Source organism: Nostoc sp. LEGE 06077 (genome assembly GCF_015207705.1).
In the GTDB taxonomy this organism is placed as follows: domain Bacteria; phylum Cyanobacteriota; class Cyanobacteriia; order Cyanobacteriales; family Nostocaceae; genus Nostoc_B.
Window position 1 is genome coordinate 312,930 of the sequence record NZ_JADEWI010000001.1, and the last position, 26,026, is coordinate 338,955.

General features: G+C 41.7%; 25 protein-coding genes, 1 tRNA gene and 2 pseudogenes. 10 read left to right on the plus strand and 18 right to left on the minus strand.

The window, feature by feature from the left end; translation table 11 throughout:
• The first annotated feature begins 10 nt into the window (after nucleotides 1-10).
• Together IQ244_RS01400 and IQ244_RS01405 are read left to right on the plus strand one after the other, a co-directional pair.
• Nucleotides 11-772 (plus strand): DNA polymerase beta superfamily protein, encoded by a 762-nt coding sequence (locus IQ244_RS01400; RefSeq protein ID WP_193889259.1) that lies wholly within the window; start codon nucleotides 11-13, stop codon nucleotides 770-772.
• Nucleotides 773-1,129: 357 nt separating this feature from the next.
• On the plus strand, nucleotides 1,130-1,441 hold the full coding sequence (locus tag IQ244_RS01405; RefSeq protein ID WP_193889260.1) for a hypothetical protein: 312 nt from the start codon (nucleotides 1,130-1,132) through the stop codon (nucleotides 1,439-1,441).
• A 37-nt stretch (nucleotides 1,442-1,478) separates the two neighbouring features.
• Here IQ244_RS01405 and IQ244_RS01410 read toward each other — a convergent pair whose 3' ends face one another.
• The 4 genes from IQ244_RS01410 to bchM form a co-directional block, all read right to left on the minus strand.
• Entirely contained in the window at nucleotides 1,479-4,511 is a 3,033-nt protein-coding gene (locus tag IQ244_RS01410; protein WP_193889261.1) for a pentapeptide repeat-containing protein, read from the minus strand.
• Between the two features lie 111 nt (nucleotides 4,512-4,622).
• A complete protein-coding gene (locus tag IQ244_RS01415) occupies nucleotides 4,623-5,003 on the minus strand; it encodes a DUF423 domain-containing protein (protein WP_193889262.1) in 381 nt (126 codons plus the stop codon).
• A 21-nt stretch (nucleotides 5,004-5,024) separates the two neighbouring features.
• Nucleotides 5,025-5,513 (minus strand): hypothetical protein, encoded by a 489-nt coding sequence (locus IQ244_RS01420; protein WP_193889263.1) that lies wholly within the window; start codon nucleotides 5,511-5,513, stop codon nucleotides 5,025-5,027.
• Between the two features lie 254 nt (nucleotides 5,514-5,767).
• On the minus strand, nucleotides 5,768-6,457 hold the full coding sequence (gene bchM, locus IQ244_RS01425; RefSeq protein ID WP_193889264.1) for a magnesium protoporphyrin IX methyltransferase: 690 nt from the start codon (nucleotides 6,455-6,457) through the stop codon (nucleotides 5,768-5,770).
• Nucleotides 6,458-6,782: 325 nt separating this feature from the next.
• Here bchM and eno point away from each other — a divergent pair, with 325 nt between their 5' ends.
• A complete protein-coding gene (gene eno / locus IQ244_RS01430; protein ID WP_193889265.1) occupies nucleotides 6,783-8,072 on the plus strand; it encodes a phosphopyruvate hydratase in 1,290 nt (429 codons plus the stop codon).
• 67 nt (nucleotides 8,073-8,139) lie between these two features.
• On the opposite strand, the gene argC is transcribed toward eno, so the two are convergent.
• Nucleotides 8,140-9,198, minus strand: coding sequence for an N-acetyl-gamma-glutamyl-phosphate reductase (argC, locus tag IQ244_RS01435; RefSeq protein WP_193889266.1), 1,059 nt, complete (start codon nucleotides 9,196-9,198; stop codon nucleotides 8,140-8,142).
• 375 nt (nucleotides 9,199-9,573) lie between these two features.
• On the opposite strand from argC, the gene ribBA reads away from it, so the two are divergent.
• The 5 genes and pseudogenes from ribBA to IQ244_RS32310 form a co-directional block, all read left to right on the plus strand.
• The gene (gene ribBA, locus IQ244_RS01440; protein WP_193889314.1) at nucleotides 9,574-11,244 is read left to right on the plus strand and encodes a bifunctional 3,4-dihydroxy-2-butanone-4-phosphate synthase/GTP cyclohydrolase II; all 1,671 of its coding nucleotides are present in this window, start codon (nucleotides 9,574-9,576) and stop codon (nucleotides 11,242-11,244) included.
• Nucleotides 11,245-11,570: 326 nt separating this feature from the next.
• Entirely contained in the window at nucleotides 11,571-11,927 is a 357-nt protein-coding gene (locus IQ244_RS01445; RefSeq protein WP_193889267.1) for a hypothetical protein, read from the plus strand.
• 199 nt (nucleotides 11,928-12,126) lie between these two features.
• Complete coding sequence (locus IQ244_RS01450; protein ID WP_193889268.1) at nucleotides 12,127-12,768, plus strand: hypothetical protein; 642 nt, start codon at nucleotides 12,127-12,129, stop codon at nucleotides 12,766-12,768.
• 10 nt (nucleotides 12,769-12,778) lie between these two features.
• Entirely contained in the window at nucleotides 12,779-13,579 is an 801-nt protein-coding gene (locus IQ244_RS01455) for a pentapeptide repeat-containing protein (protein WP_193889269.1), read from the plus strand.
• 565 nt (nucleotides 13,580-14,144) lie between these two features.
• A pseudogene (locus tag IQ244_RS32310) lies at nucleotides 14,145-14,384 on the plus strand (universal stress protein); the annotation flags it as partial.
• A 203-nt stretch (nucleotides 14,385-14,587) separates the two neighbouring features.
• Here IQ244_RS32310 and IQ244_RS01465 read toward each other — a convergent pair.
• The 11 genes from IQ244_RS01465 to IQ244_RS01515 all read right to left on the minus strand — a co-directional run bounded on the left by IQ244_RS01465 (nucleotide 14,588) and on the right by IQ244_RS01515 (nucleotide 23,432).
• Complete coding sequence (locus IQ244_RS01465; RefSeq protein ID WP_193889270.1) at nucleotides 14,588-15,346, minus strand: DUF928 domain-containing protein; 759 nt, start codon at nucleotides 15,344-15,346, stop codon at nucleotides 14,588-14,590.
• Between the two features lie 32 nt (nucleotides 15,347-15,378).
• Nucleotides 15,379-16,302: a DUF928 domain-containing protein gene (locus IQ244_RS01470; protein WP_193889271.1), complete on the minus strand. Its 924-nt coding sequence runs from the start codon at nucleotides 16,300-16,302 to the stop codon at nucleotides 15,379-15,381.
• A gap of 31 nt (nucleotides 16,303-16,333) precedes the next feature.
• Nucleotides 16,334-17,134, minus strand: coding sequence for a DUF928 domain-containing protein (locus IQ244_RS01475; RefSeq protein WP_228058666.1), 801 nt, complete (start codon nucleotides 17,132-17,134; stop codon nucleotides 16,334-16,336).
• Nucleotides 17,135-17,186: 52 nt separating this feature from the next.
• Nucleotides 17,187-17,924 carry a molybdopterin-dependent oxidoreductase gene (locus tag IQ244_RS01480; protein WP_193889273.1) on the minus strand — a complete coding sequence of 246 codons (738 nt, stop codon included), beginning with the start codon at nucleotides 17,922-17,924 and terminating at the stop codon, nucleotides 17,187-17,189.
• 13 nt (nucleotides 17,925-17,937) lie between these two features.
• On the minus strand, nucleotides 17,938-18,546 hold the full coding sequence (locus tag IQ244_RS01485; protein WP_193889274.1) for a cytochrome b/b6 domain-containing protein: 609 nt from the start codon (nucleotides 18,544-18,546) through the stop codon (nucleotides 17,938-17,940).
• A gap of 330 nt (nucleotides 18,547-18,876) precedes the next feature.
• The gene (locus IQ244_RS01490; protein ID WP_193889275.1) at nucleotides 18,877-19,386 is read right to left on the minus strand and encodes a DM13 domain-containing protein; all 510 of its coding nucleotides are present in this window, start codon (nucleotides 19,384-19,386) and stop codon (nucleotides 18,877-18,879) included.
• Nucleotides 19,387-19,594: 208 nt separating this feature from the next.
• Nucleotides 19,595-20,284: a cytochrome c biogenesis CcdA family protein gene (locus IQ244_RS01495; RefSeq protein ID WP_193889276.1), complete on the minus strand. Its 690-nt coding sequence runs from the start codon at nucleotides 20,282-20,284 to the stop codon at nucleotides 19,595-19,597.
• 6 nt (nucleotides 20,285-20,290) lie between these two features.
• Entirely contained in the window at nucleotides 20,291-20,899 is a 609-nt protein-coding gene (locus IQ244_RS01500; protein ID WP_193889277.1) for a thioredoxin family protein, read from the minus strand.
• A gap of 329 nt (nucleotides 20,900-21,228) precedes the next feature.
• Nucleotides 21,229-21,528, minus strand: coding sequence for a hypothetical protein (locus IQ244_RS01505; RefSeq protein WP_228058667.1), 300 nt, complete (start codon nucleotides 21,526-21,528; stop codon nucleotides 21,229-21,231).
• A 491-nt stretch (nucleotides 21,529-22,019) separates the two neighbouring features.
• Nucleotides 22,020-22,211, minus strand: a complete 192-nt coding sequence (locus IQ244_RS01510) for a hypothetical protein (protein ID WP_193889278.1) — start codon at nucleotides 22,209-22,211, stop codon at nucleotides 22,020-22,022.
• A 315-nt stretch (nucleotides 22,212-22,526) separates the two neighbouring features.
• A complete protein-coding gene (locus IQ244_RS01515; protein WP_193889279.1) occupies nucleotides 22,527-23,432 on the minus strand; it encodes a rhodanese-related sulfurtransferase in 906 nt (301 codons plus the stop codon).
• Between the two features lie 72 nt (nucleotides 23,433-23,504).
• Between IQ244_RS01515 and IQ244_RS01520 the strand changes: the two genes are divergently transcribed.
• A tRNA-Ala gene (locus tag IQ244_RS01520) sits at nucleotides 23,505-23,577 on the plus strand.
• A 71-nt stretch (nucleotides 23,578-23,648) separates the two neighbouring features.
• Here IQ244_RS01520 and IQ244_RS01525 read toward each other — a convergent pair.
• Together IQ244_RS01525 and IQ244_RS01530 are read right to left on the minus strand one after the other, a co-directional pair.
• On the minus strand, nucleotides 23,649-24,557 hold the full coding sequence (locus IQ244_RS01525; protein WP_193889280.1) for a S66 peptidase family protein: 909 nt from the start codon (nucleotides 24,555-24,557) through the stop codon (nucleotides 23,649-23,651).
• 226 nt (nucleotides 24,558-24,783) lie between these two features.
• Complete coding sequence (locus IQ244_RS01530; RefSeq protein ID WP_193889281.1) at nucleotides 24,784-24,960, minus strand: hypothetical protein; 177 nt, start codon at nucleotides 24,958-24,960, stop codon at nucleotides 24,784-24,786.
• Nucleotides 24,961-25,273: 313 nt separating this feature from the next.
• Here IQ244_RS01530 and IQ244_RS01535 point away from each other — a divergent pair.
• Nucleotides 25,274-25,900, plus strand: a pseudogene (locus tag IQ244_RS01535) (ATPase); the annotation flags it as partial.
• Nucleotides 25,901-26,026: the final 126 nt, after the last annotated feature.

The following is a 26,026-nucleotide window of genomic DNA, read 5'->3' on the forward strand; positions in this document are numbered from 1 at the left end:
CCTGAAAGGTATGAATCTACCAAATTCTCTTAACAATATTATTCAGCAACAACCTTACCCGTTGTTATTTGCCAGCATTAGTGGTTCTCATTTATATGGCTTTCCTTCCCCCGATTCAGATTATGATTTGCGGGGTGTGCATATTTTGCCAGTGATAGAAGTTGTTGGGTTAGAAGAGGGAAATGAGACTATTGAAATTTCACAAGTATCTGATTCTTTAGAAATTGATTTAGTAACTCACGATGTTCAAAAGTTCTTTTTACTGTTACTCAAAAAAAATGGTTATGTCTTAGAGCAGCTTTATTCACCATTAATCTTAAAAACAAGCCCAGAACATCAAGAGTTAAAATCTATCGCCAAAGATTGTATTACTCGTCACCATAGTCATCATTATTTTGGCTTTGCTACTACACAATGGAAACTTTTTGCTAAAGAACAACCGCCCAGAGTTAAGCCGTTGCTGTATGTTTATCGTGTATTACTCACGGGAATTTATTTAATGCAAACAGGAGTAGTAGAAGCAAATTTAATTACTCTAAATGAAGTGTTTAATTTACCCTATATTCCCGATTTAATTGCCCAAAAATTAGCAGAAGCAGAAAATTTTACTTTATCAAATGTTGATTTAGCTTTTCATCACAAAGAATATGAAAGATTACACACTCAGCTACAAGCAGTATATGAAGCCAGCACATTACCGGAAGCACCCACAGCTAAAGCGGCGTTAAATGATTTGCTGCTACGTTTGAGAATGAAGACTATTGAAGAATGAATTTTATAGCGGTGGTCAGATATATAGCAATTCTCAGGCAGATGAAATACCCCCACCCGCGCTGTCGCACACCCTCCCCTTGGCAAGGCTACGGAGGAGCAACGAGAAATTAAGGTCTTGGCTCCCCTCTCCGAGTCGGAGCTACAGTGTACACACAAGTCTTATCAAGTTGCCTAGTAGCACTTTGATCCCCCCTAACCCCCCTTAAAAAGGGGGGAATTTTCTTCAAGTCCCCCTTTTGAAGGGGGATTTAGGGGGATCAGAGGATTTGTGTATACACGGTAGCCGCGTCGGAGAGGTCAAACCAGACTTGTCGAATTAACATTTCATGAATAAACCTTTGAGCTTCGCCCACGAGTGTTTGATACTGGCGCGAGAGTGTTGAATACTCGCTCACGAGTGTTTGATACTGGCGCGAGAGTGTTGAATACTCGCTCACGAGTGTTTGATACTGGCGTGAGAGTGTTGAATACTCGCCCACGAGTGTTTGATACTGGCGCGAGAGTATTTGATACTCGCCCACGAGTCTTTGATATTCGCGTGAGAGTGTTTGATACTCGCTCACGAGTCTTTGATACTGGCGCGAGAGTGTTTGATACTCGCTCACGAGTCTTTGATATTCGCGCGAGAGTGCTGGATACTCGCCCACGAGTCTTTGAGCTTCATTAATAGTCTCGCATCACCGCGTCATTATTAATTGTGTCTCTCAACTCAGCCCCAACTGTTGCTTTAAGGCTTCTGGCACATTCCTTGCTGTATCCAACCCTTGCACATTCTCCCAGTTTGTATTTTCATCCCAGCGGACATCCCCAAAAAAATCATCACTTAAGTCTGCGCCACTGAGGTCTGCGCCATTGAGGTCTGTACTGCTGAGGTCTGCGCCACCGAGGATAGAGCCAGCAAGGATAGCATAACTGAGATCTGCACTGTTGAGATCTGCACTTAGCAAGATAGCACTCTCGACAATAGCACAGCTGAGGTTGGCGTGGCTAAGGTCTGCGCCGCTGAGGTCTGCGCCGCTGAGGTGAGCATGGTCGAGATTGACATTACTAAGGTCTGCGGTACTGAGGTCTGCACTGCGGAGGTTTACATCGTTGAGGTCTGCACCTTGAAGATTTGCGTTGTTGAGGTAAGCACGGCTTAGGTAAGCGCGGCTTAGGTTTGCGTGGCTTAGTTCTGTGTCACCGAGGTTGGAATTGGTAAGTAAAGCACCGCTAAGGTCTGTGCTACAAAGGTCTGTGCCACTGAGGTCTATGCTGCTGAGGTTTGCACCTCTGAGGTTTGCACCTTTGAGAAATTGCCCTAATAAATCTGTAAAACTTCCCCAATGAATACCATTACTATAGTTGATGACATGAAGTAACTGAGTTGTCCAAGTATTTTCTTGTGGTTTACCAGATGGATAAAAAATTATCTCCTCTTTCAACTCATCCCGTCCTCTAGCATAGCGATGTAACTCCAAAAGCAAAATCATCACATTCAACCCAGCATAAATATCTACCTGACGCTGACCTTGCTTAATTCCTTGGTCTTGCAGCAACCGCATCTTTTTCTGCGGAAAGTTTTCTGGCGGCGCGTCAATAAATTCGCCATCGCACCAACGCAGATAGAAATTTTCTAACCGCTTAAATAACTCTACTGGGCGAAATTCATCACTGGTAATCAACAAACCCGTGAGATATTCAACAATTTCCCGTGTAAGTCCGCCATAACCGAGTAAATCATAAATTTCCCAGTCCATTGTCTGCTCATCAACATTAAAAGTTCTGCCGCGTCTACCTGATTCTGTCCATTCTTCTAAGCTTTGTTTAATGCGTTCCGCACAAAGAAATTCCCGAATACTTTTATGGAAAAACTCAACTCCACCACTATCGTTAGACTTAAGATAAAAAGCACCTAATGCAGTTTTTAATGCTTCTTCTCCTAGTTCTTTCTCGGCTTTAGCAATGAGTTCTTTGGCTTCATCATCTTGCTGCAACCTTGCTTTTACCATCTGCATTGAAGCACTTTCTCCGCCTGACTGTACTACACACACCGCGGCTTCGGCTAAAATGCGGCGTAATGCTTCTGGGTGTTGTCGAGTTAGTTGATAATTTAAATCAGGGTGGCGCGAATCAGCACGCTGTTTAGTTAATACCCAATTTAAAGCCTGTTCGTAAACTAATATTTTTGCCTCTGTCTCTGTGGCTTGCTCAAACTTAGTAATATCTAAAATGTTATCTCGGTGCATTGCTGTCAGCATATACAGCAATAGTGCTTCCTTTGCTAACTCCTTAATTTGCGGAGGGCAGGATTTTTTATGTTCTGGTTTCACCAGAAAATCCATAAATTCTAATGTTTTATTGGTAGGGAATTTCCTGTACCATTTATCAAACCATTGTTTTTGTAATTTAACATCCATTTCGGCAACTTCCACCCGTTCCAAGTTCGGCGGTAGGCGGTCAATGCCATGCAAAGCCATCTGTCTACCTGTAATTATGACTCGATGACTCATTGCTTTACTTTCGTGACAATCATTTTGGAATGTTCCGACTTGCCGCAAAAATCTGTCTACACTTTGGTTATTGCCGCGCTCAATTCGCAACTCATCAAAACCATCTAAAATAAATAAAAATCTGGTGTTGGCATCTGTTAACCAGCCGTCATCACATTGGGCAAAATCGTTTTTAATTCTAGAACGCAAAGTTTCTTCTAAACTTGATTGAAAATCCTCAATATCGCGCAGCCGAATTAAAATTGGTGTCCATACAGGATGTAAATTCTGTCGCACCCAATCAGCAAACATCCGACAAAAAACACTTTTACCTCTACCCGGCCCGCCTTGAATAAACATGACTTGGCGTTGTGTGTTCGGGCTGGTAGCAAAGAGAAGAGTTTTAGCCCAGGTTTCTAAATCAAAAGGTTTTATATTAGTATCTAACTTGCCATTTTGATCTACGTCTCTGGCTTTGAGTGATACATAAATATCTTTAAAAGCAAAGTCTTCGTTAAAAACTTGTTCTTCTGGTTTAGTGGCAATCTGATTGTTTAAATATTCATCAATACTCTGAAATTTCTGCTCTGTTTTTTGCCATTCATTCAAAGAAGTTTGAATCACATTTTTGGTAACATCACCTGACTCTATCCAAGCTTTCACAAGATAGCGGTGAGTATTCCAAGCGACTCGTTTCGTCAAAATTGCCGCATTCGTAATATTTGCATCTGCTAACCTTGCCAATAAGATTTGATTAAAAGCTTGTGCTAATTCTGATTGATGAAAACAGATGATTGTTTTACTGGCAGTTTCATAATCTAATTCAATATCGTTGAGTTTTTGGAGTTTTTCTCGGACTGCTTCACTATTTTGAAGATGAGCATCCCAATTCACACCTACATCTAAAGATAAAATTTCTTTAACGCTGTCTAAATAAGCAACTTGACTAACTATAAATACACAGTCTTCTAGGTTCGGTGGTTCGTCCTTGCTGTTTTGACGATACAATTTCAGCAAAGCAATACCCATCGGTACAAATGGCAAACCCGCGCCTATCACCTGCGCCAACGGTGAACACAACACATCTAATAAAGAAGATGAATGTTGCAGTACAGGTTTTAAAACTGCTAAATTGTTACCATTCTCTTGAAGAGTTTTTGCCGCATCTAAAAATGTTTTGCTAGTATCAATTGTGGTATTAAGACTTTCCTCAAAAGAGAAAGATTGCTGCAACCGTTCCCAGACTTGTGACAAGCGCCTTTTCATTGGCAGAGACCCGCAAAATTACCAATATTTAAGAGGGTAGCTTAAAATTTCGGCTAAAAACACTCTGCGGTTCTCTGTGTCAAACTCTGCGCCCCTTTGTGTTGAAAAACCTTAAAATTTCAAATTCCAAGCAGCAATAGCCAAAGCCCCCCAACCAGCCAGAAAAGCTGCACCGCCAATGGGAGTAATTGCACCTAAATATTTAACGCCAGTTAAACTCAAAGCGTATAAACTGCCAGAGAAAATAGCAATACCAATAATAAATAGCCATCCACTAGCAATTAAAGTAGTTGGAGGTGATTCGAGGCGACTAATGAGGAGAGCCACTACTAAAAGTGCTAGAGCATGGTACATTTGGTAGCGAGCGCCAGTTTCAAAAATTGTCAGCGATCGCTCGCTAATATGTTCTCGCAAAGCATGGGAAGCAAAAGCCCCAGCCGCAACAGACAAACCAGCTAAAACAGCGGCTACACTCAAAAAAATCTGCGTCATGAGACTTATTTATCGACAGATTTAGACATCAAAATGATATGATACAGCCCCTTCTTCATTCACTTTAAAATTCGCATTGAATTCTTTAGCTTTATCGTCTAAATATTCCCGCGCCATCGAGGCTGGTAGCTGTGACTGCATCGCAAAGCCTAAAAGAGTAACTCTGCCATGATTTTCTTGTAACATTTGATAGAAAATTAATTGTAGGCGATCGCTCACCTGTTGCTGTAATACTTTTTGTTCACTCTTATTGCGACGGTATAAAGATAAACTTAACCAACCACCCAACACCATTGTTGGCACACCAAAAATAAAACCTTGGTTAGCGGTAGTATCCAACATATAAAGAGCTTCTTTATTCACAAAATCCTTACCTGAATCTGCATCATCCCCTGATGGAATGGGTTTGAGCATAGTATTTCTCTCACTTACCGCAGAGACAGATAATGTTAGAAACATGAATCCGAGTGTCAGTAGCCAACCCGCCGCCAATTTTTCAGCAGTCTTCATAACTCGATTTTAAATTGAGACTTTGCTTGTGATTTTAACCCCACTTTCATAAACGTTCCAGTTTAATTAGGAGGCAGGAGGCAGAAGGCAGGAGGCAAAAGGCAAAAGGCAGAAGGCAAAAGGCAGGAGGCAAAAGGCAGGAGGCAGAAGGCAAAAGGTGAAAGGGTGTAGGGGTGTATGTAACTAAAACCCTTACACCTAACCTACTTTTCTTTTAACTCAGCACTCAGCACTCAGCACTCAAAACTCAGCACTCAAGAATTCCGTGTAGCTTCGAGTAAGCGGGAGTAATAGAAGCGAGTTTTGGTCATTTCTTGACGCTGGACGGCAAAGCCATTTTTTTCGATAATCTTCACTACGTCAGCTTCCCGGTGTAGATAGGCACGAGTAGTCTTGCTGGCACCTGGAAAGAAACCGCCAATCTTTTTGAGGAGACTGAGGGCGCAAGTTTTGGGGGCAAAACTGAGAATTATCCGTGATTCTGCCAAAGAACAAAGATGAGAAATCATTTCATCGGCTTTGTCTTGGGGGTAGTGAATGAGAACATCCAAGCAAATCACGGTATGGTATTTGCCACTTAAAGATTCTAAGTCCTGGACTGCAAAACTAGGGTTGGTGGAATTTCCCAAAGCTTCTAAAGCTCTTTGTTTGCCTTCTTCCACCATTTTGTCGGAAATATCGCTGGCATAAACCTTAGCACCTTCTGTCGCTAAGGGAATGCTGAGACTACCTACACCACAGCCAGCATCGCAGATTGATAGCGTAGATAAATTGCCATCATTTTTCAGCCAGCCGATAACTTTATCCACGGTTTGTTGATGACCATAGCGAATATCTAGCTGAACTTTATTAACTTCGCCATCACCATAAATCCGCTTCCAGCGGTCAAACCCTGTGGAATTGAAATACTCACGAACAATCGTTTTATCGTCGGCTGCGTTCATAAACTTCGATTTTTAGGGGTTCCCAATCCTTAAAATTATCATTGTTGGCAACCAGAGCGATCGCTTTAATCAGAAAAACTCTATTATCCGTAAGTCCTGACTTTCTTTCTCCTCGCCACAATTTTACTTACTGTTGACTTTTGCCTAAAAAATAATCCAAAATCCAAAGTCCGCGTATCTGAAGAGCGATTTACCCGATATCTGGAAATCTTCTTTAATCTCAGCCGATTAATTCGCTGAACAGCCTATGCTAACGGTTAGGTTAATCCACTGGATTTTATGCGCTCAACACTAAGAACGCACTCGAACAAAGGACAAAGCACAGATGAGTAACATTGTAGATACAGCCATAGAGGCGATTGTGGCACGGGAAATTCTCGATTCACGGGGTAGACCGACAGTTGAAGCCGAGGTGCATTTGCTAAATGGTGCTGTGGGACTAGCGCAGGTTCCCAGTGGAGCCTCTACAGGAACTTTTGAAGCCCACGAACTGCGGGACGATGATAAAAGCCGTTACGGCGGTAAAGGCGTTCTCAAGGCAGTACAGAACATTAAAGAAGTTCTGACCCCCAAATTGTTAAACTTGGATGCACTCAACCAAGAATTGCTTGACCGAACAATGATTGCGGTAGATGGTTCGGCGAACAAATCTAATTTAGGGGCAAATGCGATTTTGGCTGTTTCCCTAGCGGCGGCGAAAGCTGGTGCTGAGTCTTTGGGGATTCCCCTTTATCGCTATTTGGGCGGGCCTTTGGCAAATTTGCTACCAGTCCCGTTGATGAATGTAATTAATGGTGGCGCACACGCAGCCAACAATGTGGATTTTCAAGAGTTTATGATTGTCCCTGTTGGTGCATCTTCCTTTAAAGAAGCATTACGTTGGGGCGCAGAAGTATTTGCCACACTCAGCAAAGTCTTGGATGAAAAGGGTTTGCTGACTGGTGTGGGTGATGAAGGCGGTTTTGCGCCTAACCTAGAATCTAACCAAGTAGCTTTAGAATTGCTGGTAGCGGCAATTAAAAAAGCAGGTTACAAACCTGGAGAAGAAGTAGCTTTGGCCTTAGATGTGGCAGCTAGTGAGTTTTACAAAAATGGTCAGTATGTTTACGATGGTAAACCTCACTCTCCCGCTGAATTTATCGATTATTTAGGACAACTAGTTGACCAGTACCCAATTGTTTCCATTGAAGATGGTTTGCATGAAGAAGATTGGTCTAACTGGCAACTACTGACCCAGAAATTAGGCTCACGGGTGCAATTGGTGGGCGATGACTTGTTTGTCACGAATGCTACCCGCTTGCGGAAAGGCATTGACGAAAAAGCTGGTAACGCCATTTTGATTAAACTCAACCAAATCGGTTCCCTCACCGAAACCTTAGAGACAATTGACTTGGCAACACGCAACAGTTTCCGGTCAGTGATTAGTCATCGTTCTGGTGAAACTGAAGATACAACAATTGCTGATTTGGCAGTAGCAACCCGCGCTGGTCAAATCAAAACCGGCTCTCTGTGCCGTAGCGAACGTGTCGCTAAATACAACCGCTTACTCCGCATTGAAGATGAATTAGGCGATCGCGCCATTTATGCTGGTGCTGTAGGTTTGGGGGCAAAATAAAGTCTGAAGTCAGAAGTGTGAAGTGTGAAATTTATTACTTCATACTTCATACTTCACACTTCATACTTCAAGGATAAAATCCCAACTTGGGCAACCCCAAGGTTTCATCCCAGCCCATCATCAAGTTCAGACACTGAATAGCTTGACCCGCTTGCCCTTTAATCAAGTTGTCGATTGCTGACATCACAATTACACGACCTGTGCGCGGGTCAACTTCTACACCGATAAAGCAAAGATTACTACCACTAGCCCATTTTGTTTGCGGGTAAACACCACTGCCACAAACTTTTACCCAAGGCGAGTTACGGTAGAAAGCGTTGTAAATTGTAATTAAATCATCTCTAGCCAGTCCGGGATCGCGGAGTGTGGCGTAGACAGTCGCCAAAATCCCGCGCACCATTGGGATGAGGTGGGGCGTAAATTGTACAGTCACTTCATGTCCCGCTAAGTCGCTACAAATCTGCTCAATTTCTGGGGTATGGCGGTGACGAACGACACCATAAGCAGCTAGAGAGTTATCGGCTTCCGCAAGTAACAAGTTGACTTTAGCTTGCCGCCCACCGCCAGAGGTGCCAGACTTGGCATCGATAATGGCTGTTTCCGGTACAATCAAGCCTTGCTTTAACAGTGGTGATAATGCTAACAAGCTGGCAGTGGGATAACAACCAGGACAACCAATTAATTGGGCTTCGCTAATGCGATCACGGTATAGTTCCGGTAAGCCATAAACTGCTGTGGCCGCAGCAGTGCGATCGCTTCTTTCTTGTCCATACCAACTGGTGTAAGTTGCCAGATTACTAAACCGATAATCTGCACTTAAATCCAGTACTTTACAGCCTTTTTCTAATAGTTGCGGTGCAATTTGGCAAGCCAGACCATTGGGGAGAGATAAAAATACAACTTCGCAGCGGTGAGCCATAATTTCTGGATCTACCGCCTCTATTGGCAAATTAACTATATGAGCCAAATGTGGGTACAGATCCCCAAACGATTTTCCCGCACTACTTTCCCCGCCTAAATAAACTAGTTCTACCTCTGGATGTTCCATAAGTAGGCGAACTAGCTGCACTCCACCATAGCCTGACGCGCCAACAATCCCAACGGGTACGCGCCTAAAATTGCCCATGATTCTGAAATCCTTATCTGCTTTTGATTAATTTATCAGTGAATGGTCAAGGGTCAATGGTCATTTTTCCTTTGTTATTCTCTACTTCCCCTCTAGCATGACTGTTTGACGCTGATTGCACTTTCGTGCTAAACCCCAATTTTAACGGTAGGGACTAAATCATATTATCGAAATCATTGCTAGTGTATTCTCCGCCGTATAAAGGAGTTACAATCAAAATATAGAAATTGTTAAAAAAAATTTACTATCACTAACTGGAAGTCTTTTGTGTCAATGCCTAAACCTACACGGCAGTCTTATGGCACTCCGGCTGAGGGCGAAAACTCGCAAATGAGTGTAGCTCCTCAAGCGGGAGAAACCATTAATGATACTGCTATATCTCAGCCAAATTTTAAATTTGATTCCATTGATGCTGCTTTGGCAGATCTTAAAGCAGGTCGCGTCATTGTGGTGGTCGATGACGAAAATCGGGAAAATGAAGGTGATTTGATTTGTGCTGCCCAATTTGCCACCCCTGACATGATTAATTTCATGGCGGTGCAAGCCAGAGGACTAATTTGTCTGGCGATGACAGGCGATCGCCTAGACGAGCTAGATTTGCCTTTGATGGTGACTAACATTACGGACACTAATCAAACTGCGTTTACTGTTAGCATCGATGCTGGCCCCCATCTAGGTGTCAGTACAGGGATTTCCGCCGAAGACCGCGCCCGGACTATTCAAGTCGCCCTCAACCCCGCAACTACCCCTTTAGATTTACGTCGTCCTGGGCATATTTTCCCAATTCGCGCCAAAGCAGGCGGTGTCCTCAAACGCGCCGGACATACAGAAGCCGCCGTGGATTTATCTCGATTGGCCGGACTGTACCCGGCTGGGGTGATTTGTGAAATTCAAAACGCCGATGGTTCAATGGCGCGGCTACCCCAATTAATTGAGTACGCCAGAAACCACAATTTAAAAATTATCAGTATTGCGGACTTAATCAGTTATCGTCTGCAACACGATCGCCTTGTGATCCGCGAAAGTATTGCCGAGTTACCCACCCAGTTCGGTCATTTTAAAATCTACGCTTACCGCCACACCCTGGACAATTGCGAACACGTTGCCATTGTTAAAGGTGATCCCGCTACTTTCAAAGACGAACCAGTGATGGTGCGGATGCACTCAGAATGTTTGACTGGTGATGCTTTGGGGTCTTTGCGTTGTGATTGTCGGATGCAATTGCAAGCCGCTTTAAACATGATTGAAACTGCGGGTCAAGGTGTCGTTGTTTACCTACGCCAAGAAGGTCGGGGTATTGGCTTAATTAATAAGCTCAAAGCCTACTCCTTACAAGATATGGGATTAGATACCGTAGAAGCCAACGAGCGTTTAGGTTTTCCCGCCGACCTACGCGACTATGGTATGGGAGCGCAAATGCTGATGGATTTAGGTGTCAAAAATATCCGCCTAATTACCAATAATCCCCGAAAAATTGCTGGTGTTAAAGGTTATGGCTTGGAAGTGGTCGATCGCGTCCCCTTATTAATTGAGTCCAACGACTACAATTCCTATTACCTCGCAACCAAGGCGAAAAAGTTAGGTCATATGCTATTGCAGACCTATCTAGTCACCATCGCCATTCATTGGCAAGATGACCCCCAATCAGTCACCAAACGTTATGAACGGTTGGAAAAATTGCGCCATTTCGCCAAAACTAATGATTTATTGTTGCAGGAAGAAGCTCGTCCATTGGCGATCGCTTTATTCGATGAACCATCTTTAACAGTACACTTAGGTTTCGACCAAGCCAAAGTAGCAAGTTGTGATTGGTACAAGCAAACTGGTCATCCTTATTTGCAAGCAGTCTTCCAAGTGCTGGATAATCTAGCCACCTTACCCTACATTCAAAAACTAGAATTTCTGATTTCTTCTGGTTGCGACCCCTTGACTAATTTGCAAATTCAACTTGATCGCCAGATTTTATCATTAGATACTGCGCCTTCATCTATTACCGATAGTCTAGAAAAGCAGAAAATTTATAGCTTTACCAAAGAATCTGAGTAACGCTTTGATTTTCTCCCCCAAAAACTTATATCCCCAACTTTGCCAAGAAAGCGGGGATATTTTTATTTAACAAGAATTTATATTTGCTAGATAAAATTAAACTTTACTCACATACTTTAATCTTAATATTTATTATCAAATAGCAGCAATAATTATAAATTTCATCATGTATAAATTGTGTTTTGTAATCAAGCTAGATAAAACATTGACAGAGAATTTACATATTAAATAAAATACTGGCAGACGTAGATTATATCTAAAAAGTTACGTAAATTATTTGCTGAAATAATAACAGCAAGCAACACAACAGAATTGGGATAAAATTTATGCAAGCTAAAATCATTGCTGCTTTAACAATTGTGGCAGCTATTGTCAGCTTAGAAAGCCCGGTTCGCGCTCAGTCACTATCTGCGCCCACTGTCAATGAGGAAAGCTACAAAATAACTAGTGATTCTCTAGAAGGAATTGGGACAAGAACAGCAGAAGATGACTTTATGAAATTCTTTGAAGGAGGAAATATCAACCGTCCCTCCAACAACAACCAAACAAATAAATCACCCTCTGAAGAACTGCACTTCAATCGCTCAATCTTACTACCCAGTACTTCCATTTTTTTACAACCAGCGGCGCAGTCTACAGATGGCAATAATGGGTTAGAGGTGCAATTAGATTTAGGGAGTTAAGCAGGCGATCTCTTGCTAGAGAATGCCTCATATATATAGATGAAAATTGCGAGATTTCAAAACCCCAGTTTTTCAAAAGACACTGGGGTTTCTTTGTTTTTACCAAGATTGAGGTATTCACCATAGCTTATGGTAGTTTAAAGTTACATACATATTATTGCAATATGTAAACTTTACCTTATGACTGGAGAGCAAAACCTTGGGTATAGAACTACGCAGTTTCGTATTTCTTGACAGCTTGCAACCTCAACACGCAGCCTATATGGGAACAGTAGCTCAAGGTTTCTTGCCATTACCAGGAGATACATCACTGTGGATTGAAATCTCTCCTGGTATTGAAATCAATAAGATTACAGATGTAGCATTAAAAGCTGCTTCTGTACGTCCTGGAGTTCAGGTAGTTGAGCGATTATACGGTTTATTAGAAATTCATTCTGGCTCCCAAGGGGAAACACGCACAGCTGGTCAAGCCATTTTAAATATGTTAGGCGTCAGACGAGAAGAATGTCTCAAACCGCGTGTTGTCTCTAGCCAAATCATCCGCAACATCGATGCTTACCAAACACAACTCATAAATCGCACCCGCCGAGGACAGCTGCTACTAGCGGGACAAACCTTGTATGTATTAGAAGTTGAACCGGCTGCTTACGCCGCATTAGCCGCCAATGAAGCAGAAAAAGCAGCATCCATAAATATCCTAGAAGTACAAGCTGTAGGTAGTTTTGGCAGACTGTACTTAGGTGGACAAGAACAGGATATTCTAGCAGGAGCAAGGGGAGCATTAACCGCAATTGAAAATGTAGCTGGTCGGACACATCCCAATAGTGGCCGCCAGGAGTAAAGGAGAGAACATGGCAAATCAAGAGCATCTGGTTTTACTGAAAGCAGGTGCAGTTACCTGGAGTGAATGGAGACAGAAAAATCCTCATATTAAACCAGACCTCAGCGCTGTGAACTTGCAAGGAGAAAACCTCAGAGGTGCAAATTTCCAAAAAGTCAACTTGACCAAAGCCGATTTGAGTCAGGCTTTACTTGTGCGTGCTAACCTCAACGGTGCAGACTTAAGCGGCGCGAATCTTTATCAAGCCAAACTAATTGAAGCCAACTTGAGTGGAGCTAACTTTAGTGTGGCTAACTTAAGAGGTGCAACGCTAACACAAGCAGATTTGAGCCATGCTAATTTTATTGGTGCGGACTTAAGTGAAGCAAATTTGAAAGAAACTGCGATCGCCCATGCTATTCTCATCGGCACTGACTTGAAAGACGCTAACCTCAAAGGTGCTGATTTAGGTGCAGCCAAACTCATCCGCGCTAACCTCGCCTACGCCAACTTGATTGAAGCCAACTTAATTACAGCCGACCTCAGCAAAGCCAACCTCTACAAAGCAGATTTAATTGGAGCTTACCTTTACAAAACAGATTTGTGCAATGCTAATCTCAGTTATGCTTACCTAAGTAGTGCATATATGCCGCAAGCTAACCTCAGTGAAGCTGACTTAACAGGTGCAAACTTGAGTTATGCCAACCTTGAAGGCGCAAACTTGGCAGGGGCTAACCTGACTGGCGCTAACTTAACTGGGACTAAACTCCGAGGCGCTAACCTCATCGGTGCAAATCTTGAGAATGCAATCATCCCTGACGTATGTCATTAATATTGGGCGAGGCAAACGAAGTACATAGGTAGGGGCAAACGGCCGTACCTTGCGAAAATGCTAAGCGCGAACGCCCCTACAATTATCTGTAGCTCACAAGATGAGGAAACCCCATAATTTATTTTTGAATTAGACAACGCCCAACAATTTATAGATTAGTCGCTGTATCCTCACAAGTTCCTCAAATTATCTTTCTATAAATAAGACGGTGAGACCTAAGATCCAATTAATTAACTCCAACTCCTGAAAGCAAAGCTGATTAAAACTAAGCTCAAAATGTAAGAGTTTGAGTATTGCGTGAAGTCCCGTTTTTTTTCATTGAATGTGTGGCTATAAAACCCGCTAATACCAACCTGGCAAGATGTTCTTAGATATCACTATCTGTTATGGAAACTCTAATATGCTAGATAGATTGTTAAATTCAGCAACATCTTTTTTAGAATCTCAATAAGAAGCTTTTGTTTTACCTTTAGTAATGTGAAAATTGCAGATATTCCTTTAGTTGTTGGTAAAAATGCATCTTTGGGAGAAATGATTCAACAATTGCTGTGTAAAGGAGTAAAGAGTTGAATTTTTAACATTACTGACAAATCCAGCGATCGCTAAAGGTGTAGCCGCAGAATTTACCCAAGAACTAGGCGACCCTAGCCGCATGATTTGTGAAGTCGCTCGAACTTGGAAGGCTGATGTCATAGTTATCAGTCGGCGTGGTTTGAGTGGAATTAGTGAATTATTTCTTGGTAGTGTGAGTAATTACGTATTGCATTATGCACCCTGTTCAGTTCTGACAGTCCAAGGTGAAATGACTGTAAATCCAGATACTCCATTAACATCACCACTGGTAGCCAAAAACCAGTGCAACTTAATTATAAGTATTTATCCGAACTTGATATTACACCTGATGTTCGTATCAGTTTTAGTGCTGAACGCAAAAACCCTAGTTTCTTCATGAAACTAGGGTTATAAATTGAATTTCACTCAGAAAAAGTGAAACTTTTGCGGGAACTATTAAGGTGTAGTAACATCTGAAGTTTGATTAATTGGTTGCAGCACATTTTGTCCTTGGACTAATGGTGCTTGAGCCACTTCTGTATCTAATTTTACGCCTTCTGTTGTTAGCAAACTCACCCAATCAGCTTTGAGTGTTGAATCTTGAGGACGAGAATAGCGCAACTGTGCCAAAGTATCGAGGGTATCTTGCCAAATGCCAGCTTCAGCATATAGCTTTAAGCGTTCTTGAGGAGAAGCATTTACTAACTTACTCATCAATTGTGGATTATCAATGCGTTGGATAGTTCCTTGAACTAATTTATCCAAAGAACGGTCTTGGGTATTGCAAATAATGGAAAAGTTCCATCTATACTTTTGACCTTTAGCTAAGGTATTGGCTGGTAGGCTAACTCCAACTACGCCAGCATTACCACTAGGTTTATACTTTTGTTTATAGACCTCTTGCTCATTCTCATCTTGAAGGACTAACTCTACTTCTGGTGCTTTATTTTCAGGTATATAAAAATATAAGCTAGGGTTAGCTGTAGTTGTTAACCCAATATTCGATATCGGCACAATAGCAGTCAAATACTGGTTCTTGGCTACACAATTTACCCCGCGTGAACCGCCTGGAACTCTTCGACCAGGGCCTTTTCCTAAATTTGGTAAATTAATTTTGACTTCTGCTTGTACTGGCACTATGGAACTTAAGATTGTCAATCCTACAATTGCAGAGATTGCTGTAGACAAAAATTTTCGTGGTAAAAGGTTGTTCATATTACGCAATTTTCGGTTGGATCTGAAAATTTTTACTTGTTTTTGGGTTGTAATACTTCTGGGGAAGGAATTAAAGGCTGCTGCACGATTTGCCGATTCAAGCTGACACCTTTTGCAGTTAACAATTCTTCCCAATCAGATGCTATTTCGGGATTATAAGGAATTAAGTAGCGCCTTTGTGCCACAGTAGCAAGAGCATCATGCCAAATACCAGCTGCTGCATACACCATTGCCCGTTCTTGTCTAGTAGCTTGTTGTAATCTTTTTACCAGTTGAGAGTCTGGTGACACACGTTGCACCAAACCAGCTACAACCTTATTTTGAGACTTGTCTGTAGGATTACATATTACAGATAATTTCCATTTGTATTGTTTATTTACTTCTAAAGAATTAACAGGCAGACGTATGCTAATTATGCCAGCTTTATTGTTAGGTTTATATTTCTGTGTGTAAACCTCTTGCTCGGTTTCATTCTGAACAACTAGCTCTAATTCTGGTGCAGAAGTTTGGGGAACATAAAAAAACAAGGCGGGATTAGATAAGGTCGTCAATCCTAATTGAGATTCGGGAATTAAAGCTGTTAAAGGTATTTTCCCTGACAAACATTGATTAGGAACGGCTACAGATGCTCCGTTACTGTTTTGATTTGGCGGAATTGTCTTTTTAATAGGGGGAACAACAATATTACCACCATTACCACCAAAACCACGAGTAGGCGGTACTATTGGTGCTGGTTGCGTTTGGAGGATGTCTATATTTATATTTATATTCCCTCCAGACGGTGGTTCATACGCCCGTGTTCCCGCTGGGATCAATCTCCGTGGACTACCAAGAACGGGAGGGACAAATATAATTTTTTCTCTGGCTACTGCTGTATTTACTGAGAAAAGGCTCGTGAAACCAACAGTAGTGGCTAAGACTGTTATCCCGATTGTTTGTAGTTTTTGGGAGATCATCTGCTTGACTTCTGCTATGGGGAAATTTTGCTTAATTATTTAACAACGGTTGTGGAGCTTCTTTTTCAGAAATTAAAGGTTGTTGTACTAGTTGTTGATCAAACTCTACTCCAGGTGCTGTTAACAACGCTTCCCAATCTGCTTTAAGTTTTAAATCATTAGGGCGGGAATATCTCAACCTTGCTAAAGTATCAAGCGCATCATGCCAAATCCCTGCTTCTGCGTAGAGTAGAACACGCTCTTGAGGGGTCGCTTGTGCTATTTTATTCATCAGTGAGGGATTTTCAAAACGTTGGATCGTACCTTGGACAATCTTGCTTAAAGAAGGATCTTTGGAATTACAGATGATTGAGAAATTCCATTTATACTTTTGGTTTACAGCTAAAGTGTCCGGTGGTAAATGTATTCCCACTATTCCGGCTTGAGTATTTGGTTGATACTTCTGCTGGTACACTATTTGCCCATTGCCATCGTCATTTTGAATCACTAACTCTAGACTATTAGCAGCATTTTGGGGAATAAAGAAATATAAGGTGGGATTCCCAAGTGTGGTTAATCCTAAGTTTGACTGAGGAATTAAGGCTGTGAGATTTTGTTTTTTAGCTACACAGGTTTCCCCGCGTGTAGCTGCTGGTACTCTTCGATTAGGATTTCCTAAAGATGGTGGTAGGCGTAATCTCACGCGAGTACCAGACTGGACTGTTCTTTTCGGCTTCCCTAGAGTAGTTGGTAGAGTTTCTGTTTCTGGCTGGGCGATCGCAATGTTAGTAGGAGAGAGGACAGTAAACTCAAAAATAGCTGTGAGGAATATTAGCCAGATTTTTTGTGGCATCGCGGCGAGCATCAAATATACTTCTACTATTGCGGAATTTTCATAAATTTAACTATATTCCCCCAAACCACTCATAACCTTGGTCAACCCAATAACCTTTTTGACTGCGGAGATTACTCGTTAATGTAATGCGAGTTACCCATTTAGATTGTTTATAACCAAGCTTGATGGGGGAGGCTAGACGTAATGGCGCTCCATTATCTGGTGGTAAAGGTTGACCATTTTTTTGATAAACCAGTAGGGTTTGGGGGTGCATAACGGAGGCGATATCCCAGCTTTCATAGTATGGGATACCAGTATCATCCACATCAGCAGACTGAAAGTAGGCGTAGCGAACTTGAGATTTTGGTTGGACTAAATTCAGTAAATCCTGTAAGCGTACTCCTCCCCATTGGACGATCGCCGCCCAACCTTCGACGCATACATGACGGATTACCATTGATGTTAGAGGTAATTTTTGGATGTCTGCCATACTTAATTGCATTGGCTGATTGACTTCACCATCAATAGTCAAGCGAAATGTTTCGAGATCAATTTGGGGAGTACTATTACCATTAACCAGCAAGGCCTGTGGTTGAATTGCACTGACAGGAAATTCTGGGACTGGTGTCTGCGGTTTGAGTAATAATTCTCCTACTTTCAGGTTCAGCGGCTCAGTTAAGCTACCAATTTGCTCTGACAGTAGGTTAGTACCACAACTGCTCAGAAGTAACCCCATACTTGACATTCCCGATAGTTCCAACAATCGACGGCGTGTCAATAGATGGCGCGGGTCTGTAAATTTTTCCATACCACCTCTTCTTCTAAGTAAACATTGATTTAATCAGACGATAACCGCCAACTTTCTGGGATAGCAGAAAATGCGCGATTACAAAGACTACAATAATGGGGACGGTAACAAAGTGAACTACGCGTAAGATTTGCCAATTGCCAAATAAGCCAGACAACCAATGTAGTTGTGCGGGTTTATACATTGCTAATCCAGAGGCGATCGCCAGGATCAGTACTGGGACAATTCCTGTATAAATTAACCGATGCCAAGCATAGTTTTTCCGTTTCGGATTTTGCCCTTTTTGTAAAACTTGCAAGTCACCTTGGGAAACAAACCGCTTTTCCCAACGCTTTGTGAAAAATATGTAACCGCCATAGACTAACAAGTTCAACGCGAATAACCACATAGCAGCAAAGTGCCAGTTGCGTCCCCCGCCTAACCATCCTCCGAGTAAGAATGTCCTGGGAAATGTCCAAGCTCCCCGCCCACCAAACACAGGGTTAGCATTGTAAATTTGCAATCCGCTGCCAATCATCACCACCAAACTAACGATGTTGATGCCATGAAATATTTTGGCAGATAACTCTTGTTTCGGCCCCGCAGGAGGTTTGCTACGTTTACCAGCTTTAGAAGAAGCCATAGAAAATCCTAATTTTTGTATTCAAACCTAAAATGTCTCAGGTGTTCTACTGCCTTATTGCTAAAAAAGTTTACTCATCTAGCTAAAAAAGAAAGTTTTTTATTGATGACTTACTGGAAAAAGTGTGAAGTACTTAATCAAAAATACTTATCTCTCAGGCATAACCCCTTCTATCTATCTCCTGGTGCTAATTGAATAACGGATACCTAATACTTATATCAGGTTTATTTCTCGACTTTATGCTTTTTTTTGATTGATACTAGAATGATGACTAAACTCTTTACCTGTTACCAATTAATATTTATTACTAATAATTAACCAGCCTGGAGATTATTTGCTGAAGGCAGCATAACCAAAAGTAGCGTTAAAAGCCCGACACCAAATTGCCGTACTGGCAAACTCTGCAATCTTGATATTATCTGGGATGGCATAGCGTTGTTTACCAGAGGTTTTTTGCAACCGCCCCAAACTAACGTACTCTTTTTCCGTAATGCCGTAAATTTTGGGTTGCTTTTGGCGGTGGAGAATTACCAGCAAGTCTGGCCCGCTGTCGGTCTTGAAATTTTGATCGAATTCTAAAAATGTCTTACCATTCTCAGTAATAATGCTGGCATTACCAAGGGTTGTGTGTTCTCCTTTCACAAAACTCCCTGATGTGACAACTGTTGGTGTCTCGGCTTCCTTGGGAGATCCTGGAACTTTAGCAGGTTCAGTCTCAGCTACTTGAACATTCTGCACACCTTGTCCGGCAGAATTTTCCGTAGGCTTTATAGCTGCCTGTTCTGCACAACCAGCGATCGCCAAAGCCGCAAAACTCAAAATTATTAATTTCCTTTGCATGGCTCAAAAGCCTCCAATTCAGATATTTCTGTTAATTTCTTGCTCTTGTTGACTAACACATTCAAGTTTGCATACTCAGGATAATTACTGTCATGATTGCAACTTACCATGAAGTTACTATTAACTACACTGAAAGTACTGGAAAACCCTGAAAATTTAGCAAGAATTTATAAATTGCCTCAGAAATTTGATCTGGTTGTTGGAGATTTTACAGTGGGAGGCTGGGAAACATAGGAGCTAACCACAGTTGAATTTGCACATCCCAACCCAGAAGAATGGCGATCGCAGATGCGGCTACTAAAACACCACCAACTCTCTGTAACATTTCACTTTGAGAACGCAAACCTAGCAAAGATTTGCTGGCATAACGCCCAGCATAAGCGATAGCGAGTAACGGTAACGCGGCTCCTACACCAAAAGCCAATAACAGCGTAAATGTCCCCCAAATTTCATGCTTGCTGGCTGCTAAAACTAAAATGCTACCCAGTACAGGCCCCGCACAAGGAGTCCACAACAAACCAAGTTGAGTTCCTAACCAAAATTCTCCCGTTAATCCTACCCCTGTGGTTCTTTTAATTCTGCCCAATTGCAAATAACTCAGCAGCAGATAACTCCACTTGGGGAAAATTGATAATAAACCCAAAAACAACAGAATAAATATACCCAGAGAACGCAAAGTACTGGCCAGATTAGCTAACCAACTGCTGGCAATTCCTAGCAAACTACCTGCTGTGGCAAATCCAGCTACTAAACCAGTGACTAAAGCTACAGGGCCGTAGCGGTGGGTAGAAAGCGATCGCCCCACCAAAACAGGCAAAACAGGCAAAACACAAGGTGACAGTACAGTTAAAGTCCCTGCCAAAATGGCTAATCCGGCCGATAGGGAAGTGATTGCCATCTTGACCTATCCTAAAAGCTGACGAATCATCTGTTCTGTTTCTGAATAAGCACCTTCACCAATGTGGTCGTAGCGAATTATGCCTTGGCGATCGGCTAAAAACAAATGCGGCCAGTATTCGTTTTTGTAAGCATTCCAAGTTTTGAATTCATTATCTATCGGCACTGCATAGTTAATTTTGTGTTTTTGCAGGGCTTGTTTGACATTGTTAACCACTTTTTCATAAGCAAACTCTGGTGTGTGGACACCTACAACTTTGAGTCCTTTGTCTGCATATTCTTGATGCCAACGGGTAACGTATGGCAGAGTACGCTGACAGTTGATACAAGCAAATGTCCAAAATTGAATTAATACCACGCTCCCTTTCAGATCAGTCGTTGTTAAAGGGGAGGAGTTGAGCCACTGGGAAATTCCCTGAAATTCGGGGAGTAGTTGCGCGTTAGCAGGTACCGCAGCAACACTTTGAGTGGGAGCGCTACTAGGCGTAGGCGCAACAGCATTGGGAATTGCGATTTTCTGAGAACATCCAGAGGCGATCGCCACTCCACCTGCTCCGATTGCACCTAACCCTAGATAGGTCAGAAGTCGGCGGCGCTTGAGGAAATATTTATCCATAAAGCAATTGTTCTAGTTACGAAGATCAACTGGAATACTTTTGAGTTTCGGATGATTACGTAGATACAGAAACAAATTTTCGGAGAAATGGGTGCGTTGTGTACGCACCCATTAATGGCTTTGGTAGTTTTTATCTGTATTTGTAAACAGTCCCAAGATGGAAGTTTTACAGTATAAAAATTTACCAATTTGCCTAAACAGTTTTCAAGAATGGTTACAAAAAGTTTTTTGAGCAATTCTTGTATACACAAGCAGCTTCAGGATACAAACTTTTTCTTATTTGTGTAAAAACTGTCTTGTTAGTTAATGTATCCTTAGTAACCCAACTATTAGGGTGTGCTAGTTGGTGCGGGAGTAGCACCATCTTTCTTCATCGCGTCGCCTTTCTTCATCGCGTCGCCATCTTTCTTCATAGCGTCACCATCTTTCTTCATCGCGCCGCCTTCATTTTTCATCGCGCCGCCTTCATTTTTCATCGCGCCGCCTTCATTTTTCATCGCGCCGCCGGTATCATTAGCAGGAGTAGCAGTAGGTGAAGTAGAAGCAGGATTATCACCACTTGAGCAAGCAACTAAGCTTCCCATCAAAGCAAGACTTGCAATCACACCAACAAATTTTAACTTCATCATCTTTATGAAACCCCTTAAAAGTCTTACTAAAGAAATAGACAAGGATCATCCTGTATAATCATACGGATGAAGTCAGATTTTGATAATAAATTAACTTTTTTTTAAAATTACTTTGCAAAAATTAATTTTACTTAACAATCTAACTTCATCAGCCATTGGAAGATTTCTATTAATTAGTACACTTTTAGTCTTGGGCATTACGCAAAAAGTTAGGAATTCAACATAAAATTTGCTGGTGGCAATTGGATATAGGGAGATGGGAAGTGACAGGTGTAGGTTTTTGACGTTTTGCTTCACCAACATGGATTTGAAGTATAAGGGTGTTAAGGTTTTGCCAATTTACACCTCAATATATCCCTAAACCCCTGACTAAAGCCTGAATTCTTCATCTCACTGCTTAAGTCCTGACGAAGAATCGGGTTTTTGGGAACTTCTGAACGTCTACCATCTGAGAGTTTCCACCAAAAACCCGATTGTTAGGTTGAGAGAATTTATAAATCGGTCTTGATTTTGATTTTGCCGACTGCTCTACCAACTTTCTCCCATGTTCTAGCTGTTTCTACATCTTGCCAATTATCTCTCAAATTTTCAGCCTTTTCGTAACAGACCTGCGAAAGTATACTAAGCACACCAGATAAACTCATATTCTCTATCATTATCTCTATGTCGCTTTTGTCGTACATTTTTACAACTCCGAAGCCAAATTTTGTTAAACAGCTTTGATATAAGTAATCATCTACCAAATTTGGTAGTGATAATACCTGGAATTGCATGATCTCGTCATGCAGCAATGGAATGACTTAAAAATTATCAGTGGGATCGCTGGATATATTTCTCAAGAGTCAGGAGTCAGAATTTAGGTGGGTGGGAACCAAGCTACATTCGCTACTCAATTTTTCGTCTAGCTTCTGGTAAAAACGATGAGTGTGCTGACATAGCAGTCCAATAGGATGTCTCTCGTGGATTCTGAATTCGGTCTTCTGTTTTCTGACTTTTTCTCATTCTTCTTGACTTGCTTGCAGGAGTTGATACTGTCGCCATTTTTCTTGTTGACGGACTCGTTTTTCTTCAGTCAGTTGATCAAAACAGTAGGGGCAAGAAATACCTGTTTCATAATGGGGAGAAGTTTTATCGGCTTCCGAAATGGGATGTCCACAACAAAAACACAACTCATGGCTACCTGCTTCTAACCCATGACGAACAGCTACCCGTTCATCAAAGACAAAACATTCTCCTTCCCATAAGCTTTCGGCGGCGGGGACTTCCTCTAAATATTTGAGAATGCCCCCTTTGAGGTGATACACTTCACTAAATCCTTGGGCAATCATCAAAGATGAAGCTTTTTCGCAGCGAATACCACCAGTACAAAACAAAGCGACTTTTTTGTGTTGATTAGGGTTGAGGTGATGTTCAACATATTCTGGGAACTCCCGAAAAGAATTTGTATGGGGGTTCTGCGCTCCTTGAAAAGTCCCGATTCTGACTTCATACTCATTGCGAGTGTCAATCACCGTAACTTCTGGGTCAGAAATTAAATCATTCCATTCTGCTGGACTGACGTAAATACCTACTTGCTGATTCGGGTCAATTTCCGGTAAACCCAAAGTCACAATTTCTGACTTCAATCGCACTTTCATGCGTTCAAAGGGTGGGGTTTGAGCATAAGATTCTTTGGACTCTAAATCTGCTAAACGGCGATCGCTCTGTAGATAAGTAAAAACAGCATCAATGCCTTGACGCGAACCCGCAATTGTGCCGTTAATTCCTTCGGCTGCTAATAAAATTGTCCCTTTAATACCTTGTGCTAGACAATAAGCCAGCAAAAGTTCTTGTTTATCGGCAAAGTCGGGCAAACTGACAAATTTATAAAATGTTGCAACAATCTGGGTATTTTCTTGGTTCATCCCTTTGGCAATGGAACAATCTTCAGGTAAAATTTTAAAAGTAGTTAAATTTGACTACCTTCTTAATTTTACGGGGGTTTAGCTCAGTTGGTAGAGCGCCTGCTTTGCAAGCAGGATGTCAGCGGTTCGAGTCCGCTAACCTCCATTGAATTTCCAAAAGCAAAGATATAGGGGTTGGCGTGTTTGTTTCCTTCGTAGCAGGTGGCGCACCGCTTTTTAAGAAACATAGGGAGAAACATCTAAGATTCCTTGATCGCCATCTAAAACGACTTTTACACCCACCGGTAATGCCGCATTTTGTTCGCCGTGACCAAAGGGTAAATCAGAAATAATAGGAATTCCTAAATCACCCAAGCGATCGCGCAAAACTTCTTCCACACTAAAGCTAGGGACGTTGGCTGGAGGTTCACAGCGCGTAAAACCACCTAAAACTATCCCACGCACGTTTGCTAACACACCACTTAACCGCCACTGGGTCAGCATCCGGTCAATACGATATGGTGCTTCCGTGACATCTTCAAAGGCTAAAATCACATCCTCAAAATCAGGTTGTAGCGGTGTACCTAAAAGATGAGTAGCAACTGTCAAATTACCAGGAAGCAAAATCCCAGTTACAATCCCACCACCCCAGCCACGACCTTTCAGCGGCTCTATCTGCTTTCCTTCTACCCAATTTAATAGTCGCTCTCTCGACCAATCTGGCTCATTGGCAAATGTGGTCAACACAGGTGCGTGAACACTAGAAATTCCTACATTGAACAGGCTCCACAACAGCGCTGTAATATCAGAAAATCCAATCAGCCACTTAGGAAATGTGGAGTTGTTATGCCAATCCCAACTTTCTAAAATGCGGGTGCTGCCAAAACCGCCTCTAGCGCAGAGAATACCACGGCAATCAGGGTCATGCCACGCTGCGGCTAACTGATGGCGGCGAATTTCGTCTTTATCAGCCAAATAGCCCCAACTTTGCTCAATATTAGGGCTAATTTCTACACGATAACCGTGCAATCGCCAAATTTCTATACTCCGCTCAAAAGCATCGAATTCTCGTAAAGCACCACTAGGCGCAATCACGCGCAGTAAATCTCCAGGTTTTAGGGGGGCAGGTAAAATTGTTGATTTCATCAATAAATTTTTTAGGAGGCAGAATTTCAGAATCAGCAAAACTCCAACTATATACTTTAGTCTTTGAGATGTACACTCATACCATTTCACAAGAGAAACAGAGTCAATCATTATTCTTGACTCTGCTGAACAGGATATTTTGAACAAACTCAATTGAGGCGATGGAAAATCAGTCGCTAGAATTGAGAATGAATTGTCTGAGAAAGATGAGAATAAGCTGATGTGATTATCTTCGAGGTGTAGGAGTAGGTCTGGGTGTAGGTGTTGTCGGCCTAGGAGAAGGCCTTTGTTGTGCAATTACCAAGTCTGCTTGATTAGCAGATGGAGAATCAGAAAAGGAGACTCCACCAATAGCGGTAGTCATCAACACCGCTAGAATCACAGATGTTATACCCTTCATCATAATTTCCTTTTTGCAGAGATTTATGTCTACCTATTCTGCTTAATCAAAAAAGTTCTGCTATCTTGCTGGAGAAATAAGCAGTTGTGAGTGGTTTCGCAACATTAGATAGATGGTAAATTTAGGTTTATTGAGTATGTCAGTGCGATCGCATTATAAAACTACGTGAGATTTTTGACTTTCCTAGAGTAAAGATTTGTGATTGAGTTTTGGGAAAACTAAAGATGATAATACTGCCTTTTTTCGTACCTTAATTTGCAACTATGGTTGAGGACGAAGATTGGAAACATAACCTAAAAGGCAAAGGATTGATATTATGCTGGCGAAGCATTACATCACAAATGCTAATGAGCTTAACCTGGGATTAGAGTCAACTTTGCAAGAATTACCTATGTGGAAAGTTCAGGTTGAGTTAGATTGTCCAGGTGGTGACTTAATGACACTCTTCGGACAGGAACCTTTACTTCCAGGAATAATTTTAAATAAAAGGCAGCTTTGTGTAGGAATGATTTCGCGGCAAAAGTTTTTTGAACACATGAGCCGCCCCTATAGTTTCGGATTATTTTCTCGGAGACCAATTGAAAACTTATATAACTTTCTTCAGCCAGATTTATTGATAATTCCTGGAGAAATAACAATTGTAGAGGCAACTCAGAAAGCATTAAAAAGATCATTCCATTTGGCATATGAGCCAATTTTAGTAGCAACTCAATCAGGAAGCTATGGACTAATTGATTTTCATCAATTACTGTTAGCCTACTCCCAAATTTATGCCTTGACGTTAACTCATTTACAGATAGCCGAAGAACAATCACAAATTGCCAAAGCTGGCTTTCAAGACTTACAACATAATTATGCTCGATTATTACAAAATGAAAAAATGGCGGCTTTAGGACAATTAGTTGCTGGTATTGCCCATGAAATTAACAATCCTGTCAACTTTAAGTAAGCCGTGGTGAAAATTTACAACTATGTAACAAGCAATTAAGTAGAAGAATTAGAGTTAAATTTTACACGTTGTGTACTATAGTTTCTTTTTTCTCCTCTTGTTTGAACTCCATTAATGACC